Origin of the sequence: Nonomuraea sp. LPB2021202275-12-8 (assembly GCF_037044575.1) — a bacterium.
Taxonomy (GTDB): Bacteria; Actinomycetota; Actinomycetes; order Streptosporangiales; family Streptosporangiaceae; genus Nonomuraea.
The window spans coordinates 101,975-119,656 of sequence record NZ_JBAHWD010000008.1 but is presented as its reverse complement, the minus strand read 5'-3'; the positions used below and the strand labels follow the sequence as shown (position 1 = coordinate 119,656).

The window sequence follows — 17,682 nt, the reverse complement described above, 5'->3', positions numbered from 1 at the left end:
AAAAAATGAACGGCCATCAGCCCCCACGGGCGGAGAGGACGCGCGGACGCGTAATCTTTTGCACCGGATCGAAAGGATGACGATGGCGGACTTCGACTACACCGACCTACTGCCCTTGGGTGCCGATGACACGGAATATCGGCTGATCACATCGGAGGGGGTGCGGACGGTCGAAGCGGCGGGGCGCACGTTCCTGGAGGTGGAGCCGGAGGCGCTGCGGCAGCTCACCGAGGCGGCGATTCACGATATTTCCCACTTCCTTCGCCCGTCGCACCTCGCCCAGCTCCGCAAGATCGTCGACGACCCCGAGTCCAGCGGCAACGACCGGTTCGTCGCGCTCGACCTGCTCAAGAACGCCTCGATCTCGGCCGGCGGCGTGCTGCCCATGTGCCAGGACACCGGCACCGCGATCGTCATGGGCAAGCGCGGCCGCCATGTGCTGACCGACGGCCGCGACGCCGAGCACGTCTCGCGCGGCGTGTACGACGCCTACACCAGCCTCAACCTGCGCTACTCGCAGATGGCGCCGCTGACCATGTGGGAGGAGAAGAACACCGGCAGCAACCTGCCCGCCCAGGTCGAGCTCTATGCCGAGGACCCGCACGGCCACCCGGACGAGTACAAGCTGCTCTTCATGGCCAAGGGCGGCGGATCGGCCAACAAGTCCTTCCTCTACCAGGAGACCAAGGCTGTCCTGAACGAGAAGCGGATGATGGCCTTCCTGGAGGAGAAGATCCGCTCGCTCGGCACCGCCGCCTGCCCGCCGTACCACCTCGCCGTGGTCGTGGGCGGCACGTCTGCGGAGTACGCCCTCAAGACGGCCAAGTACGCCAGCGCCCGCTACCTCGACTCGATCCCCACCGAGGGATCGGCGTCCGGGCACGGCTTCCGCGATCTGGAGCTGGAGGCCAAGGTCTTCGAGCTGACCCAGAAGCTCGGCATCGGCGCCCAGTTCGGCGGCAAGTACTTCTGTCACGACGTGCGCGTCATCCGGCTGCCGCGGCACGGCGCCTCCTGCCCGGTGGCCATCGCCGTCTCCTGCTCGGCCGACCGCCAGGCCCTGGCCAAGATCACGCCCGAGGGCGTCTTCCTGGAGAAGCTGGAGACCGACCCGGCGCGCTTCCTGCCCGAGACCACCGACGAGCACCTGTCGGACGACGTGGTCTCCATCGACCTCAACCGCCCGATGCCGGAGATCCTTGCGGAGCTGTCGAAGTATCCGGTCAAGACCCGCCTGTCGCTGACCGGCCCATTGGTGGTGGCCAGGGACATCGCGCACGCCAAGATCGGTGAGCTGCTCGACGACGGCGGCGAGATGCCGCAGTACCTCAAGGACCACGCCGTCTACTACGCGGGCCCGGCCAAGACGCCCGAGGGCTACGCCTCCGGCTCGTTCGGCCCGACGACGGCGGGCCGGATGGACTCCTACGTCTCGCGCTTCCAGGCCGCGGGCGGCTCCATGGTGATGCTGGCCAAGGGCAACAGGTCCAAGCAGGTCACCGAGGCGTGCCGGCAGCACGGCGGCTTCTACCTGGGCTCCATCGGCGGTCCCGCCGCCAGGCTGGCGCAGGACTGCATCAAGAAGGTCGAGGTGCTCGAATACCCCGAGCTCGGCATGGAGGCGGTGTGGAAGATCGAGGTGGTGGACTTCCCCGCGTTCATCGTGGTCGACGACAAGGGCGAGGACTTCTTCACCGACAGCACGGGGCCGGTGCTCAGCATCGGCCGGCGTTGACGGATCAGACGCCGAAGGGTGCCGGGTAGGCGATCGTGCCGCTCGGCACCGGCCGGGAGCCGTCGAGCACCAGGGCCATCATCGCCTCGTCGGGCACCTCGAACGGGGCCCGGATGCCGAGCCGGGAGGCCGGCGCGAAGCCGAACCTCGGGTAGTAGTCAGCGTGGCCGAGCACGAGCACGAGGCTCTCGCCCAGCTCGCGGGCCTTGTCGAGGCCGGCTCGGATCGCCGCCGAGCCGGCGCCCAGGCGCTGGTGATCCGGCAGCACGGCACAGGGGGCGAGGGCCAGCGCCGGTGCCGCGTCGACGTGGCACCGGGTGAGCAGCGCGTACCCGGCCAGGACCCCGTCGCGCTCGGCCACGACGGAGAGCTCGGGCAGCCAGGCGGGGTCCTCGCGGAGCGCGTCGACCAGGTCGGCCTCGAACGGCGTGGGAAACGCCGCGAGGATCACCGTGCGGATCGCGGGGGTGTCCGCTTCGGTCTCTGACCGGGTGGTCCAGCCGCCGCTCACGCGGCCACGGGCATGCGGTGCGGCGCGACGGTCTGGCCGTCGGGAAGCAACAGGCCGGTGTCCTCGAACAGCACGACGCCGTTGCAGAGCAGGCTCCAGCCCTGGTCGGGGTGGGCACGGATCACGTGCGCAGCCTCACGGTCGAGTGATTCGGCACTGGGACATACGGGGTGGTGACTGCACATCGTGCACCTCTCAGATGGCGCTCCTGGATTGATCTTAGTAGGGCAGCTGTCGCCCTGATGGCGTGCGAAGGTCCAGCTCGGTCGCCTTCGGCTTGCGCGGCCGGTGGCGAACCTGGATCTGGCGCATCTTCATCACGTCCTCGATGGTTTTCAGTTGCGGTCCAACCTCGGGCGTATCTCCTCATTCTGACGACCGGCACCGACAGTTTTCGGTCGCTTCATGAGCATTCATTCCCGATAGATCCACCATGCCCCCGCCCCCTTACCACAGCCTTACAACTTGCTGACGGCCGTTAAAGTTCCTTTCAGGAAGCCTGCCAACTACTTTCCGCGTGCCGAGGGGACGGACGGGCGACCTGCGGGAATGCGATCCGGTCAGCCCGCAAGGACGCCGTCGCCTGCGGGACCGGCCTGCCGTACGGCCTCGCGACGGCGGCGCCGGCGGGGCTCCCGGCACAGGAGCTCCGACGACACACCGGAGCCCCTCGCCGGGCCTGGCACCGAGCGGGGCTGACGTGACCAGTCAGACCAGTTGACTTCGATTCGCAACAATTTATCGGCCCCGCCTCTACTGGTGGGTTTACACAAATAGGTAAGCTGCCAGGCATGCGTGCGCCCTCCGGTTACCTTCTCGCCGCGCGCTACCGGCTGGTGGAGCCGGTCGGACGCGGCGGCATGGGCACCGTTTGGCGGGCGCACGACGAGCTGCTCAACCGCGAGGTGGCCGTCAAGGAGGTCCGGCTGCCGACCGTCCTCGACGAGGAGCTGCGCGCTGAGCTGTGCGCCCGCACCGAGCGCGAGGGCAGGGCGACCGCGATGGTCGCGCACCCCTCCGTCATCACCGTCTTCGACGTGGTCACCGAGGACGACCGGCCGTGGATCGTGATGGAGCTGCTCCGAGCCAAGTCGCTGGAGCAGCTCATCCAGGAGGAGGGACCGCTCCACCCTCGCAAGGCCGCCGAGATCGGCCGGCAGATCCTCGGAGCGCTGCGCGCCGTGCACGCCAAGGGCATCCTGCACCGCGACGTCAAGCCCAGCAACGTGCTGGTGACCGAGGACCGCGCGGTCCTCACCGACTTCGGGCTCGCCGCACTCGAAGGTGACGTCTCCATCACCCAGGCGGGCATCGTGCTGGGGTCCGCCGGTTACATCGCTCCAGAGCGGGTGCTCGGCTCGAAGGCCAGCCCCGCCGGCGACCTGTGGTCGCTCGGCGCGACCCTCTACACCGCCGTCGAGGGCAGGGGCCTGCACGGCCGGCGTACGGCGGCGGCCGCCCTGGCGGCGTTGACCAGCGGCGAGCCGATCCCGATGAGCAAGGCGGGACCGCTCGCGCCGGTGCTGGACGCGCTGCTGCGCATCGACCCGCAGACCCGGCTCGACTCCGTGCGCGCCTCGCTGATGCTCGCCCGGGTGGCGGCGGGCGGCTCGGCGGAGGAGCCGCTGACCCCGCGCAAGCCGCCGCGACCGGCGGTGGTGCCGGCGGGACCGTCTTTCACACGCAGGCCCTCGCATCGAGGGCTGCACAGAGCCGAGGCCACGATGGCGGCGCTGACCGTGCCCGCGCAGCGGCTGGAGCGCAGACCAGGTGAAGGAGTTCACAGGAAGCGGGTCGAACCGAGGCCAACTCCGTCCGCTTATGCCCGTTTCAAAGCGACGGTGATAAAGTTGTGTCTTCCTCGGCGGTTCTGGCCAAGAGAACTTCGCAAGCGAGGGTAAAGCACTTCCCAAGCGAGAATCGATATCTTCTTCTCATGCCGGAACACCAGACACGCCTGCTGGCGGAGCGCTACGAGCTCATCTCGCCCCTCGGCCGGGGCACCATGGGCACCGTCTGGCGCGCCCGCGACCGTGCCCTCGGGCGCGAGGTGGCGGTCAAGGAGATCCGCCAGGATCCCGGGCTGACCGAGGAGCAGCGAGCCGAGCTGCGTGAGCGCATGGTCCGCGAAGGACGTCTCGCCGCACGCATCAGCCATCCGGCCGTCGCCGCCATCCACGACGTGCTCATCCACGACAACAGTCCGTGGATCATCATGGAGCTCATCGAGGCCCGCTCGCTGGAGCAGGTGATCGACGAGGAGGGCCCGCTGCCGCCCCGGCTGGTGGCGGAGATCGGCGTCGACCTGCTCGGCGCGCTGCGCGCCGCGCACGCCCAGAGCATCACCCACCGCGACGTCAAGCCGGGCAACGTGCTCATCACCGAGACCGGGCGGGTGGTGCTCACCGACTTCGGCATCGCCAAGGCCGAGGGCGATCCCAGACTCACCAAGACCGGCATGGTCATCGGCTCCCCCGGCTACACCGCCCCGGAACGTGCCAGGGGCGAGTACACCGGGCCGGAGTCCGACATCTGGTCTCTCGGGGCGACCCTCTACTTCGCCGTCGAGGGGCGGCCCGCCTACGAGCGGTCCACGATCGCGGAGACGCTCGCGGCGCTCCTGAGCGAGAGCGCCGACGCGCCCACCCAGGCGGGGCAGTTGCGCCCGGTGCTGGAGGGGCTGCTGAACAAGAACTACAAGCAGCGGCTCAACGCCGCCAAGGCGGAGACCATGCTCAGGATGGTCGCCGACACGCCGACCAGCGAGATGCCGGTGATCACGGCCGAGGCCTTGACCGACCAGGAGGGCCCCGTGCCGAATCCGCCCGCCGTGCCAGGACCCCCGGCCCCCGCCCCGGGCCCGCGAGCCGGCGCACCGGGTCTGCCTGGAGGCGGCCCCGGGCACTCCGGAGGCGTGCAGGGCCATCCGCCAGGCCCGGCCGGGCCTGGCGGACCTGCGGGCCGGCCGCCCCGCCCCGCCCAGCCCAGCGCTTCGCCCGGCCAGCAGTCGCCGCAGGGGCCCTCCGGCCCTCAGCGCGATCCCGCCCGGCCTCTCGCGGCCGGTCATGGCCAAGCCGCCGGACTGGGTCCCGGCACTGTGCCCACTCCCGGCCCCGCGCCTGCTCCGGGTGCGCAACCTCCGGGTACGGGCCCCGTACCCGGACAGCCTGCCGGCGCCTCTGCCGGCGCGGTGGATCCGGAGCGGACCATCAGCCTGAAGCGCCCGAAGTCGCCGCTGCCGCCTTCCCACGACGCCCCTCAGCAGGGTGCTCCCCCGCAGGGCCAGCCCCGTCCGGGTGACGAGAGCGCCATCACCACCACCCGCATCCACCAGTCGAGACCGCAGAACGGCTCCCCCGGCCTGCAGGTCTACCCGCCCGCGCCGCCCCAGCAGCCCATGCAGCACGGCCGGCCGGGCCCGATGCCGCACCAGCCCGGGCCGCAGCAGATGCCCTACCAGCAGGGACCGCACCCGATGGGCCAGCAGCCGGAGCGGCCCGACTCCCACGGGCTGGGCACCGACCTGTTCGCCATCGCCGGCCAGCCGGAGCAGCGTTCCAGCGGCAACCGCAACGGGATGCTGGTCCTCATGGCCGTGGCCGCCGCGGCGGCCGTGGTGATCGCCATCCTCATCGTGGCGCTGCTCTCGGGCTGACCGCCTTTCGTGGCGCCGCCCGCCGAGCTGATCGGCCATGCGTGAGCCAGACTGGGAGTCATGAGCGAGTTCCGTATCGAACATGACTCGATGGGCGAGGTCCGCGTCCCGGCAGGCGCCAGGTGGCGCGCGCAGACCCAGCGGGCAGTGGAGAACTTCCCGATCTCGGGACGGGCTCTGGAGCCGTCCCACATCGCCGCGCTCGGCTTGATCAAGGCGGTGGCCGCGGAGGCCAACGGCGAGCTGGGGGTGATCGACAAGGACATGGCGGAGGCGATCGCCCAGGCGGCGGCCGACGTCGCCGAGAACGAGCACGACGCCCACTTCCCGGTCGACGTCTTCCAGACCGGCTCCGGCACCTCCTCCAACATGAACGCCAACGAGGTCATCGCGTCCCTCGCCGAGGAGCGGCTGGGCCGCCCGGTCCACCCGAACGACCACGTGAACGCCTCGCAGTCGTCCAACGACGTCTTCCCGACCTCGATCCACGTGGCGGCGGCGACCGAGGTGAGCTACCACCTGCTCCCCTCGCTGGAGCACCTGGCGACGTCGCTGCGCACCAAGGAGCTGCAGTTCCAGGATGTGGTGAAGTCCGGGCGGACGCACCTGATGGACGCCACGCCGGTGACGCTCGGCCAGGAGTTCGGCGGCTACGCCACCCAGGTGGAGCACGGCACGGTGCGCGTCAAGAGCGCGCTCGGGCACGTGCTGGAGCTCCCCCTGGGTGGGACCGCGGTGGGCACCGGCATCAACACCCCGCCGGGCTTCGCCGAGCTGGCGATCACCAAGTTGCGGGAGGCGACCGGCATCGGCTTCCGCGAGGCGATGGACCACTTCGAGGCCCAGAGCGCCCAGGACTCCATCGTCGAGCTCTCGGGCCAGCTCAAGGTGGTGGCCGTCTCCCTCAACAAGATCGCCAACGATCTGCGCTGGATGGGCTCGGGCCCCCGAGCCGGCCTCGGCGAGATCAACCTCCCGGACCTGCAGCCGGGCTCGTCGATCATGCCCGGCAAGGTCAACCCGGTCATCCCCGAGGCCACCGCCATGGTCGCGGCCCAGGTCATCGGCAACGACGCCGCCATCACCTTCGCCGGCGCCTCGGGCAGCTTCGAGCTGAACGTCCAGCTCCCGATCATCGCGCGCAACATCCTGGAGTCCGTCCGCCTGCTGGCGAACGTCTCGCGCCTGCTCGCCGACCGCTGCGTCATGGGCATCACGGCGAACGTGGAGCGGATGCGCGAGTACGCCGAATCCTCCCCGTCCATCGTGACGCCGCTCAACCGGCACGTCGGCTACGAGGAGGCCGCCAAGATCGCCAAGCAGGCTCTGGCCGAGCGCAAGACCATCCGCGAGGTGGTCATCGAACGCGGCCACATCAGAAACGGCACCCTGACCGAGGAGCAGCTCGACGCCCTGCTCGACGTCCTGTCGATGAGCCGCCCCTCCTGACAGGCGCCGGTCCGGTCAGCGGGCCCGCTGGGTGGCGGTGATCCAGCGGGCCAGGAGCGCCGTGGCGGTGCCCGTGTCCACGGCTTCGGCCGCCTGCTTGTAGGCCTGGGCCAGGGCCGCGGTGAGGGCGTCGGGGGGCGGGGCGCCGTTCGCGGCCACCAGGGCGGCGGCGGCGTTGAGCAGGACGATGTCCCTGACCGGGCCGGTCTCGCCCGCCAGGACGGCGCGGGCCACGGCGGCGTTGTGGGGTGCGTCGCCGCCCCGGAGCGCCGCCGGGTCGCAGTAGGCGATGCCGAGATCGGCGGGGTCGAAGCGGGTCCGCTCGGCCGTGCCGCGGCGGACCACGTAGATGGTGGACGGGCCTGACGTGGTGAGCTCGTCCAGGCCGTCGTCGCCTCTGAAGACCAGGGCGGAGGCGCCGCGGTCCGCCAGGACGCCCGCGATGACGGCTGCCATGGTCTCGTGGTAGACGCCGACCGCCTGGGCCCCGGGGAGTGCCGGATTGGTGAGCGGGGCCAGGAAGTTGAAGACGGTGGGGACGCCGAGCTCGCGCCGGGCGCGGGAGGCGTGCCTGAGCGCCGGATGGAAGGTCGGGGCGAAGCAGAAGGTGATGCCCACCTCCTCGGCGACCCGGGCCACGGCGGCCGGTGGCAGCTCGATGGCGATGCCGAGCTCTTCCAGGACGTCGGCGGCGCCGGTGGTGGACGAGGCGGCTCGGCCGCCGTGCTTGACGACCTTGGCGCCGGCCGCGGCGGCGACGATGGCGGCCATGGTGGAGATGTTGACGGTGTTGGCGCGGTCGCCGCCGGTGCCGACGAGGTCGACGGTGTCGCCGGGGATCCTGATCGCGGAGGTGCCCGCGAGCAGGCCGTCGGCCAGGCCCGCGACCTCGGCGACGGTCTCGCCCTTGGCTCGCATGGCGATGGCGAAGGCGGCGATCTGGGCGTCCGTCGCGGTGCCCGACATGATCTGGGACATGGCCCAGGCGGCCTGACCGGAGGTGAGGTGCTCGCGGCCGATGAGGGTGGCGAGCAGTGCGGCCCAGGTGGTCGTGCCGGTCATGTGACGCCCTTTCGTGTGTCGAGTGTGCTCGACGGGGGCGTCCCTGGTGATGCCGGCGGCCGCCTCGTCGAGGCGGCCAGAATGCGTATGCGCGCTGGTGGGACCGCCTAGAGGGCGGGCCACCAGAAGGACGGATACGCGGTCATGCCTCATACGCTAGCAGCTCTGGGAGATTCCCCTTCCAGGAGCCGGGCACACATAGCTCGTCACTGATCTATGTCGTTCGCAGCCATGCGACCCGGGCCGGCCAGCGCCTAGGGTCGAATGCATGGCGAAGGAGCTGACTGGGCGTACTGCGCTGGTGACGGGGGCCGGGGGCGGCATCGGGGCGGCGTGCGCCCGGCGGCTGGCCGCGGCCGGGGCCAGGGTGCTGGTGGTCGACCGGCAGGGCGAGCCGGCGGAGAAGGTGGCGGCGGAGATCGGCGGCCTGGCCGTGGTGACCGATCTGAGCGCGCCCGGGTTCGCCGACGGACTGCCGGACGAGCCGGTGGACATCGTGGTGAACAATGCCGGATTCCAGCATGTCGCACCGATCGAGGAGTTCCCGCCAGAGGTCTTCTCCACCATGCTCAGGGTCATGGTGGAGGCTCCGTTCCTGATCGCGCGGCGGGTGCTGCCGGGGATGTACGCCAGGCGCTGGGGACGGATCGTCAACATCTCCTCCGTGCACGGACTGCGTGCCTCGCCGTACAAGTCGGCTTATACGACGGCGAAGCACGCGCTGGAGGGGTTCTCCAAGACCCTGGCGCTCGAAGGAGCCCCGCACGGCGTGACCTCCACCTGCGTGTGCCCCGCCTATGTGCGGACGGCCCTGGTCGAGGGGCAGATCGCGGACCAGGCCAGGATGCACGGCATCGGTGCGGACGAGGTCGTCGAGGACATCATGCTGGAGCCGGCGGCGATCAAGCGGCTGATCGAGCCCGAGGAGGTGGCCGAGCTGGTCGCCTACCTGTGCGGGCCCAGCGGCTCGTTCATCACCGGCGTGTCCCTGCCCGTCGACGGCGGCTGGACGGCTCGATAGTGGTCAGGCGCTTCCTCGAACTGCTCGCCAGGGAGGCCTCGGCGGTCGAGTTCGAGGGGCCCATCATCGAGGCCAGGGCCGCCGGGGCCGACCCGGCGACCGTCGAGGAGCTGGAGCGCGCCAAGGTCGAGGCGCTCAAGGTGCGGGCTCTGCTGAGGCGCAGGGCCAGGCGCGAGGCCGAACTGTCGGCCCTCTACGACACCGCGGGCGACCTGTCGGCGCTGCGCGACGTGGACGCGGTGCTGGAGGCGATCGTGCACCGGGCCCGGCAACTGCTGGCCACCGACACCGCCTACCTCACGCTGCACGACCCCGCCCGCGGCGACACGTACATGCGGGTGACCGACGGCTCGATCTCGGCCAAGTTCAGGGCGCTCAGGCTGGCCATGGGGGCGGGACTCGGCGGGTTGGTGGCGCAGACGGCGGTGCCGTACTCGACGGCCGACTACTTCGACGACGCGCGGTTTCGTCACAAGAACGACATCGACGAGGCCGTCACCGAGGAGGGCCTGGTCGCGATCCTCGGCGTGCCGCTGCGGCTGGGCCAGCGGGTGATCGGCGTGCTGTTCGCCGCCAACCGCAGCGCCAGGCCGTTCGCGCAGGAGGAGGTGTCGCTGCTGGCGAGCCTGGCGGCGCACGCCGCCGTGGCGCTCGACAACGCCAGGCTGCTGCAGGAGACCAGAAACGCGCTGGAGGAGCTCTCCCAGGCGCACCGCACCGCCAGGGAGCACGCGGAGGCGGTGGAGCGGGCCGCGACGGCCCATGACCGGATGACCTCGCTGGTGCTGCGGGGCGGCGGCATCGAGGACGTGGCCGCCGTCGTGACGGACGTGCTCGGCGGGTCGCTGGCCGTCCTCGACGACCTCGGCAGGCCGCTCACCGGCGACGCGGGCGAGCTGGACGCCGGCGTGTTCGAGGCCGCCCAGGCCTCCAGAGCGCTGGGCCGTACGGTGCGCAAGGGAGACCTGCGGATCGCGTCGGTGGACGTCGGCGGGGAGCCGCTCTGCACGCTGGTCCTGCGCAGCGACGACGCCGACGAGCGCATCCTGGAGCGGGCCGCGCTGGTGTGCGCGCTGTTGCTGCTGTTCCGCAGGAGCGTCGCGGAGGCCGAGGGACGGGTACGCGGCGAGCTGCTCGACGACCTGATCTCCCGGCCGGACTCGCCCGGCCTGCACGACCGGGCGCGCAGGCTGGGCGTCGACCTGTCCGCGCCGCACGTCGTGGTGGTGGTCAGGCACGACGGGCAGCGCGAGCGGGCCGCGTTCTGGGCCTCTTCGGAGGCGGCCGTCCGGCACGGGCTGGCCGCCGGCCGGGCCGGTGAGGTGGTGCTGCTGCTGCCGGGCGCGAACGCCGGACACCTCGCGCAGCGGGTCGCCGCAGAGCTGAGCGCGTCGCTGCACGCCCCGGCCACGGCGGGCGCGTCGCAGGCCGGCGACGTGGCCGCCGCCTACCGCGAGGCGCGGCGCTGCGCGGAGGCACTCATCGCGCTCGGCCGGGCGGGCGACGGCGCGAGCGCCGCCGAGCTGGGCTTCGTCGGCCTGCTCATCGGCGAGGGCCACGACGTGCACGGCTTCGTCGGCTCGGTGCTCGGCCCGGTCATCGACTACGACAGCCGACGGGGCACCGCGCTGGCCGGGACGCTGGCCGCGTACTTCGGCTGCGGAGGCTCGCCGTCACGCACGGCCGAGACCATGCACATCCACGTCAACACCGTCACGCAACGCCTCGACAGGATCGGCAAGCTGCTCGGTGACGGCTGGCAGGAGCCCGAGCGGGCGCTGGAGATCCAGCTCGCGCTCCGCCTGCACCGGCTGGGCCACACAACCTCCGAATAGAGTGTGGGTGCCGCCCCCATATGAGTGACGCCGGTCACTCCCTAGCGTGACGGCATGGCCACTTCCATCAAGAAGATCGTCGGCGCTAGCCTGATCGGCACCACCATCGAGTGGTATGACTTCTTCCTGTACGGCTCGGCAGCCGCACTCGTGTTCAACCAGCTCTTCTTCCCCGACTCCGACCCGCTCACCGGAACGCTGCTGGCGTTCCTCACCTACGCCGTCGGCTTCGTCGCCCGCCCGCTCGGCGGGCTGATCTTCGGCCACTTCGGCGACCGCTTCGGCCGCAAGTCGCTGCTCGTCGTCAGCCTCCTGCTGATGGGCGCCGCCACGTTCCTCATCGGCTGCCTGCCCACCTATGAAGGGGTGGGCGCCGCCGCGCCGATCCTGCTCACCACGCTCCGGCTGGTGCAGGGGTTCGCCCTGGGCGGCGAGTGGGGCGGCGCCGTGCTGATCGTCTCCGAGCACGGCGAGGCGAGCCGCCGCGGCTTCTGGGCCTCCTGGCCGCAGGCGGGCGCCCCCGGCGGCAACCTGCTGGCCACCGGCGTGCTGGCGGCGCTGGCCGCCTGGCAGTCGGACGAGGCGTTCCTGGCGTGGGGCTGGCGGGTGCCGTTCCTGCTGTCGGGCGTCCTGGTCTTCATCGGGCTCTGGATCCGGCTCACGATCACCGAGTCGCCGGTCTTCCAGCAGGCCGAGCCGGAGAAGGCGCCGCCGATCGTCGGCGTGCTGCGCCACCACTGGCGCGACGTGATCACCGCGATCGGCGCCCGGATGGCGGAGAACATCTCCTTCTACCTCATCACCGTCTTCGTCATCACCTACGCCAAGACCACCGGCATCGACAACTCGACCGTGCTCAACGCCGTGCTCATCAGCTCGGCCATCCACTTCGTCACGATCCCCATGTGGGGCGCGCTGTCCGACCGGATCGGCCGTCGCCCGATCTATCTGGCCGGCGCGGCCGGGGCCGGGGTGTGGATCTTCGCGTTCTTCCCGCTCATCGACACCGGCAACTTCCTCGCCATCACCCTCGCGGTCACCGTCGGGCTGCTGTTCCACGGCATGATGTACGGACCGCAGGCGGCCTTCTTCTCCGAGCTGTTCGGCACCAGGATGAGGTACACCGGAGTGTCGATCGGCGCCCAGCTGTCGGCGATCGTGGCCGGGGCACTGGCCCCGATCATCGCGGTGACGCTGCTGCGGGACTTCGGCAGCAGCGTGCCGATCTCCGTCTACCTGGCCGCGGCGTCGGTCATCACCCTGATCGCGGTCTACGCCGCCAAGGAGACCCAGGGCCGCGACCTGGCCGAGAGGATCCGAGCGTGAAGGTCACCACCCCCAGGCTCACCCAGCACGTCATGACCGTCGAGGGCAGGACCGGCGAGCCGGTGCTGTTCGTGCACGGCAACATCTCCTCCAGCGCCTTCTGGCGCGACACCATGGCCGCGCTGCCCGGCGGCCTGCGCCCGCTGGCGGTGGACCTGCGCGGCTTCGGCGAGACCGACCCCGCGCCCGTCGACGCCACCAGAGGCGCGCGCGACTTCTCCGACGACCTGGCCGAGCTCGTCGACGTGCTCGGCCTGGCCCCGCTGCACCTGGTCGGCTGGAGCATGGGCGGCGGCGTCGTGCTCCAGTTCCTGCGCGACCACCCCGCCGCCGTCAGGAGCCTAACCCTGGTCAACCCGGTCTCCCCGTACGGCTTCGGCGGCACGCAGGGCCCGGACGGCCTGCTCACCCATCCCGACGGCACCGGAGCCGGCGCCGGTGCGGTCAACCCCGACTTCGTGGCCCGGCTCAAGGCAGGCGACATGTCGGACGAGGCCCCCACCTCGCCGCGCTCCGTCTTCCGCGCCTCGTACGTCAAGAACCCCGTCCCCGACGAGGACTTCTACATCCGCTCGATGCTCACCACCCGCGTCGGCGAGGCCAACTACCCGGGCGACGCCGTGTCCTCGGCGGCGTGGCCCAACGTGGCTCCCGGCAAGCACGGCGTGCTCAACGCCATGGCGCCGACCAACTTCCGCGTGGACGATCTGCACGAGATCGATCCGAAGCCGCCCATCCTGTGGATCAGGGGCGCCGACGACCAGATCGTCTCGGACGCCTCGCCGTTCGACCTGGCCCACCTCGGCGCGCTCGGCGTCGTCCCGGGCTCCCCCGGCACGCCCGCCCAGCCCATGGTGACCCAGACCAGGGCGGCGCTGGAGCGCTACGGCCGCTACCGCGAGGTCGTGCTGGACGACTGCGGGCACAGCCCGCACCTGGAGCACCCCGCCGAGTTCCAGCGCCTGCTGGCCGGCCATCTCTTGGAGGCGCCATGATCGTCGCACTCAGCCTGGTGGCGAGCCTGCTCGTGCCGGGACCGCAGCAGCTCACGGTGCCCGGGGCCGAGCACACGGTCAGCGCCAGGCTCGACGACCTCACCACGGCGGGCACGGCGTCGACCGGCCACACCGACCCCGCCGACTGGGCCGGCCTCCACCCGGCCGGCACGGTCAACCCCACCGGCGTGCCCGGCATCCAGCTCGACGGCTACTTCCCCGACACCTCGGCCACCAACACCAGCCACGGCTGGAACCACGACTCCCAGTTCGTCATCAGGCTGCCGGAGAAGTGGAACGGCGGTCTGGTCGTCACCGGCACCCCCGGCAACCGCGAGCAGTACGCCAACGACTTCACGATCTCCGACTGGGTGCTGTCCAAGGGCTACGCGTTCGCCTCCACCGACAAGGGCAACACCGGCGTGGACTTCCACACCGACGGCCGGCGCCCGGGCGACGCCATCGCCGAGTGGAACCACCGCGTCACCCAGCTCACGGTCGCCGCCAAGGCGGTAGTCAGGCAGAGGTACGGCAAGCGGCCCGCGCGTACGTTCATGGCGGGCATCTCCAACGGCGGCTACCTGGTCAGGTGGCAGCTGGAGAACCGCGGCTGGCTCTACGACGGCGGCCTGGACTGGGAGGGCACCCTCTGGCGGCTCAAGGGCGACAACCTGCTGAACTACCTGCCGGAGGCGCTCAAGGCGTATCCGGACCCGGCAGGCGTCCGCGCGGCGGGCTTCGCCGAGGGCTCGGAGTTCCTGTGGCCGTTCCACCGGCAGTACTACTGGGAGCTCACCCAGCAGCTCTACCAGAAGGAGCTCGACCCGGCCTACGCGGGAGCCCCGGCGGACTACGACTACGACGAGCGCAGGCCGTACGCGGCCGTGGCGAAGATCGCGCTGACCGGGAGGATCACCAAGCCGCTGATCACCATCCACGGCACGCTCGACACGCTGCTGCCCATCTCGCGTTCCTCGGACGTGTACGCCGAGATGGTCGGCCCGCGCCGCCCCTTCCGCTATCACCGCGTCGAGGGCGGCAACCACCTGGACAGCCTGGTCGACGCCTACCCGGACAGGCTGGTGGCGATGCTGCCGGTCTTCAGGGACTCCTTCGCCGAGCTGGAGGAGTGGGTCACTCCTTGAGGTAGCGGTGCCTGCCCGCGCGCGCCAGCCGCACCAGGTGCCGCGCGCCGGGCAGGCGGCGGCCCAGGCGGTGCAGCGCGGTGTCGCGGCCCATGGGAGAGCGCCCCTGCGGGGTGACCGCCGAGCTCTGGCGCACCGAGACCTTCCCTCTGCGCATCTCCAGCGCGAAGCGCAGCCCGATCTCCTCCTCCGTGCTGCGCAGCGACGGCAGCCAGGCGCCTGGGCCGAGGGCGTCGCGGCCCGGCATCCGCCGCTTGACCGGCACCTTGGCCACGAGCTGGCCCGCGAGCCTGCCGGGGACTCCGGCCTCGACCAGCGCGGGCGCCGACACCTCGCGGGGCCGCCGCCCGGCGCCGCGCAGCACCAGCTCCAGCGGCGGCCCGCCGCTCGGCGGCACGTACGGCACGGGCAGCACGACGAACAGGTGCTCGTCGACCAGCTTGGCGCTCACACCGGGTGACACCAGAGCGATCGACTCGGTGAAGGAGCGCGGCTCGACGGCCAGGCCGAGCTCGCCGGCGTCCGTCCAGCACGGCACCACCAGCCGCATCCTGGGCCGCTGGGCCAGCACGCCGAGGCAGTTGAGCGGGCCGTCCTGCCTCCGCACCCGGCTCCTGGCCTGGTACGCGCCGCCGAACATGCGCACGTGCACCTCCCACTGGCCGGGCCTGAGCGGCTCTCCCTGGGCGGCGGCGATCACGTCGACCCGGGCCTCGCCGATGACCCGCACGCGGACGTGACGGCGGCCGTCAGGCACCTGCTCGACCTGGTAGGCCACGGGCAGGAAGTGGACCTCTCCGGTCTCCGCATGACGCACGTAGACCTCGATGCGGGCGCGTTCCACGGCGTCGGTGATGTCGGTGACGCTGTCCGGCAGCAGCTTGGCGTCGATCGCACGCGGCGGCTTCCAGAACAGGCGGTCGCCGTCCGTGCGGAACCTGTCGGGCCTGCCATCCCCGGCCAGCACCTCGACGGCCACCCCGAGGACCAGGACGTGCGCGTCCCAGCGGACCTCGGTCAGGTCGGCGCGGAGCCCGGACCGTCTGGAGGAGTTGGCCAGCATGACGAGCTGATCCAGCCGCCCCTCGCGGATCAGCGCGGCCACGGCCCTGAGCTGGACGGGCAGGTAGCGGTCGAGCCGCTCAGGGAAGCGCTCGCCCACCAGGTCCTGGATCACGCGGAAGTACGCGCCCCGGTCGATGGAGGAGCCGGCGAACGTAGCCGTCAGGAACGGGCGCAGCACAGCGGAGCGGAACCAGTAGGCGTACATGCGGTCGCGCTGGCGGCCCTCCCCGACGTAGGCGTCGATGTCGCCGAGCAGCGCCCGCAGCTCCCGGACGGCGGTGCGCGGGTTCTCCTCGATGTCCTCGCGCCGGCCGAGGTGACAGCAGACGTGTTCGGCCAGCACGGCGATGACCTTGGCCTGCAGGTAGGCCCGCACCGCGAAGGCCTGCTCGGCGATGGGCCCGCCGGGCACGGCGAAGCCGAGCTCGTGCTCCTCGAGGAAGGCGCGGCGGTAGAGCTTGTGCGGCGTGAGCAGATTGAGCAGCCGGTCGCGCAGGATGTCGGCGCGGGCCTTGCTGCGGTCGAAGGCGGTCATCGGCGCGCCGCCGTCGCGCACCAGGCGGCCGACGAGCACGTCAGCGTCGGTCTCCACGGCCCGCTCGTGCATCCGCTCGAGCGCCTCCCGCTCCAGCCTGTCGTGCTGGCCGAGCAGGTAGACGTAGTCGCCCCTGGCTGAGGCCAGGCCGACGTTGCGCCCGCGCATCGGTGATCCCGTGTGCGGCAGGTGCAGCACCCGCACGTTCCGCCGGACGGCCGCGACGGTGTCGAGCCGTTCCGCGATCCCGTCGGTGGACCCGTCGTCGACGAAGATCACTTCATAGTCGTCCGCCGGGAGGGTCTGCTCCAGCGTGGAGCGAATGCACGCGTCGGCGGATTCCCCCGGGTTGTGGACATTGACGATCACACTGACCTTCACACCCATGCGGCCAGCGTGCGTGGTCATACATGGACGGGCGCGACGGCTTGCCGATTACAGAAGGAAAGCTGACCTGTTAATACCATCCCCTGGCCTGGGAGTGTCCCCACGCTCCACAGGGGGTGCCGTAGCGGCCCTTGATGTAGCCGAGCCCCCACTTGATCTGGGTGGCGGCGTTGGTCTGCCAGTCGGCGCCCGCGCTGGCCATCTTGGTGCCCGGCAGGGACTGCGGGATGCCGTAGGCGCCGGAGTAGCGGTTCATCGCCCGCTCGTTCCAGCCGCTCTCCTTCATCCAGAGCTTCTCCAGGCAGCCCCACTGGTCCTCGCCGAAGCCGAAGGAGGAGAGCATGTTCTTGGCCGTGGCCTTGTTGCTGCCCGGTGACGGGTCGCTGCCGGGCGGGAAGTTGGCCGGGGGGAAGCCGTCGCCGCCGGGCCCCTTCTTCTTCACCTCGATCACGTCGAGGCTTTCCTTGCCGTCGCGCGCCGCCTTCAGCTCGTCGGCCTTGTGGGCCTGGATCGCGGCCTCCTTGAGCGCGTCGGTCTTCGGGTCGGGCGTGCCGAACTCACCACCGGCGAGCCTGCCGAGGTCCTCCAGCGACAGCACGTCCGGCGGCGGGGTGTTGGCGTTGTCGATCGCGCGGTAGGCGACGAAGCCGCCACCGCCGAAGACGATCACGGCGGACAGGCCGATGATCACTACCCGCTTCGGGGTCAGCCGCGAGCGCCGGCGTGACGAGCGCGAGGCTCTCTGCGCGGGGCGCTCACTCAACTTCGGACCATGGCTCACGGTCCATGAGCTTGCCCTGTCCTGGGGGGTGGTCCGCAACCGATACGCGGTATTCGCTTTGCCTTCCATTGGCTAACCGGCAGGTTAGCCCGCCCTTTCCCGACAGATGTGATTTTGGTCACACTGGGGCGGTCCGCCCTTCGGGCGCCCGTCACCGAAGGGAGGACCGTATTCAGGCTC

The 17,682-nt window shown here is 71.1% G+C and carries 14 protein-coding genes; 9 read left to right on the top strand and 5 right to left on the bottom strand.

Going from position 1 to position 17,682, the window contains the following annotated elements; all coding sequences use genetic code 11:
- The first annotated feature begins 82 nt into the window (after window positions 1-82).
- Window positions 83-1,735: a fumarate hydratase gene (locus V5E28_RS17740; RefSeq protein WP_336208029.1), complete on the top strand. Its 1,653-nt coding sequence runs from the start codon at window positions 83-85 to the stop codon at window positions 1,733-1,735.
- A gap of 4 nt (window positions 1,736-1,739) precedes the next feature.
- Here V5E28_RS17740 and V5E28_RS17735 read toward each other — a convergent pair whose 3' ends face one another.
- Together V5E28_RS17735 and V5E28_RS17730 are read right to left on the bottom strand one after the other, a co-directional pair.
- Window positions 1,740-2,246, bottom strand: coding sequence for a GNAT family N-acetyltransferase (locus V5E28_RS17735; RefSeq protein WP_336208028.1), 507 nt, complete (start codon window positions 2,244-2,246; stop codon window positions 1,740-1,742).
- The gene (locus V5E28_RS17730; RefSeq protein WP_336208027.1) at window positions 2,243-2,431 is read right to left on the bottom strand and encodes a DUF5999 family protein; all 189 of its coding nucleotides are present in this window, start codon (window positions 2,429-2,431) and stop codon (window positions 2,243-2,245) included. The genes V5E28_RS17735 and V5E28_RS17730 overlap by 4 nt, the downstream gene beginning before the upstream one ends.
- Before the next feature lie 606 nt (window positions 2,432-3,037).
- Here V5E28_RS17730 and V5E28_RS17725 point away from each other — a divergent pair.
- Genes V5E28_RS17725 through V5E28_RS17715 form a run of 3 tightly spaced genes read left to right on the top strand, consistent with a single transcriptional unit; the run spans window position 3,038 to window position 7,350 of the window.
- The gene (locus V5E28_RS17725; protein ID WP_336208026.1) at window positions 3,038-4,147 is read left to right on the top strand and encodes a serine/threonine-protein kinase; all 1,110 of its coding nucleotides are present in this window, start codon (window positions 3,038-3,040) and stop codon (window positions 4,145-4,147) included.
- 35 nt (window positions 4,148-4,182) lie between these two features.
- Window positions 4,183-5,901 (top strand): serine/threonine-protein kinase, encoded by a 1,719-nt coding sequence (locus tag V5E28_RS17720; protein ID WP_336208025.1) that lies wholly within the window; start codon window positions 4,183-4,185, stop codon window positions 5,899-5,901.
- A gap of 60 nt (window positions 5,902-5,961) precedes the next feature.
- Window positions 5,962-7,350, top strand: a complete 1,389-nt coding sequence (locus tag V5E28_RS17715; protein ID WP_336208024.1) for a class II fumarate hydratase — start codon at window positions 5,962-5,964, stop codon at window positions 7,348-7,350.
- A 15-nt stretch (window positions 7,351-7,365) separates the two neighbouring features.
- Here V5E28_RS17715 and trpD read toward each other — a convergent pair whose 3' ends face one another.
- Window positions 7,366-8,412 carry an anthranilate phosphoribosyltransferase gene (trpD, locus tag V5E28_RS17710; protein ID WP_336208023.1) on the bottom strand — a complete coding sequence of 349 codons (1,047 nt, stop codon included), beginning with the start codon at window positions 8,410-8,412 and terminating at the stop codon, window positions 7,366-7,368.
- 268 nt (window positions 8,413-8,680) lie between these two features.
- On the opposite strand from trpD, the gene V5E28_RS17705 reads away from it, so the two are divergent.
- The 5 genes from V5E28_RS17705 to V5E28_RS17685 are packed head-to-tail and all read left to right on the top strand — an operon-like array spanning window position 8,681 to window position 14,734.
- On the top strand, window positions 8,681-9,433 hold the full coding sequence (locus V5E28_RS17705; protein WP_336208022.1) for a 3-hydroxybutyrate dehydrogenase: 753 nt from the start codon (window positions 8,681-8,683) through the stop codon (window positions 9,431-9,433).
- Window positions 9,433-11,268 carry a helix-turn-helix domain-containing protein gene (locus V5E28_RS17700; RefSeq protein ID WP_336208021.1) on the top strand — a complete coding sequence of 612 codons (1,836 nt, stop codon included), beginning with the start codon at window positions 9,433-9,435 and terminating at the stop codon, window positions 11,266-11,268. Before V5E28_RS17705 ends, V5E28_RS17700 begins: the two co-directional genes overlap by 1 nt.
- A gap of 54 nt (window positions 11,269-11,322) precedes the next feature.
- Window positions 11,323-12,594 carry an MFS transporter gene (locus tag V5E28_RS17695; protein WP_336208020.1) on the top strand — a complete coding sequence of 424 codons (1,272 nt, stop codon included), beginning with the start codon at window positions 11,323-11,325 and terminating at the stop codon, window positions 12,592-12,594.
- Window positions 12,591-13,589, top strand: coding sequence for an alpha/beta fold hydrolase (locus V5E28_RS17690; protein WP_336208019.1), 999 nt, complete (start codon window positions 12,591-12,593; stop codon window positions 13,587-13,589). Before V5E28_RS17695 ends, V5E28_RS17690 begins: the two co-directional genes overlap by 4 nt.
- Window positions 13,586-14,734, top strand: coding sequence for an alpha/beta hydrolase family protein (locus tag V5E28_RS17685; RefSeq protein ID WP_336208018.1), 1,149 nt, complete (start codon window positions 13,586-13,588; stop codon window positions 14,732-14,734). The genes V5E28_RS17690 and V5E28_RS17685 overlap by 4 nt, the downstream gene beginning before the upstream one ends.
- Here the strand turns inward: V5E28_RS17685 and V5E28_RS17680 are convergent.
- Both V5E28_RS17680 and V5E28_RS17675 read right to left on the bottom strand, forming a co-directional pair.
- Window positions 14,724-16,721 (bottom strand): glycosyltransferase family 2 protein, encoded by a 1,998-nt coding sequence (locus V5E28_RS17680; protein ID WP_336208017.1) that lies wholly within the window; start codon window positions 16,719-16,721, stop codon window positions 14,724-14,726. The two genes, V5E28_RS17685 and V5E28_RS17680, sit on opposite strands and share 11 nt — an antisense overlap.
- Before the next feature lie 70 nt (window positions 16,722-16,791).
- Entirely contained in the window at window positions 16,792-17,484 is a 693-nt protein-coding gene (locus tag V5E28_RS17675) for a lytic transglycosylase domain-containing protein (protein ID WP_336208016.1), read from the bottom strand.
- Window positions 17,485-17,682 lie beyond the last annotated feature (198 nt).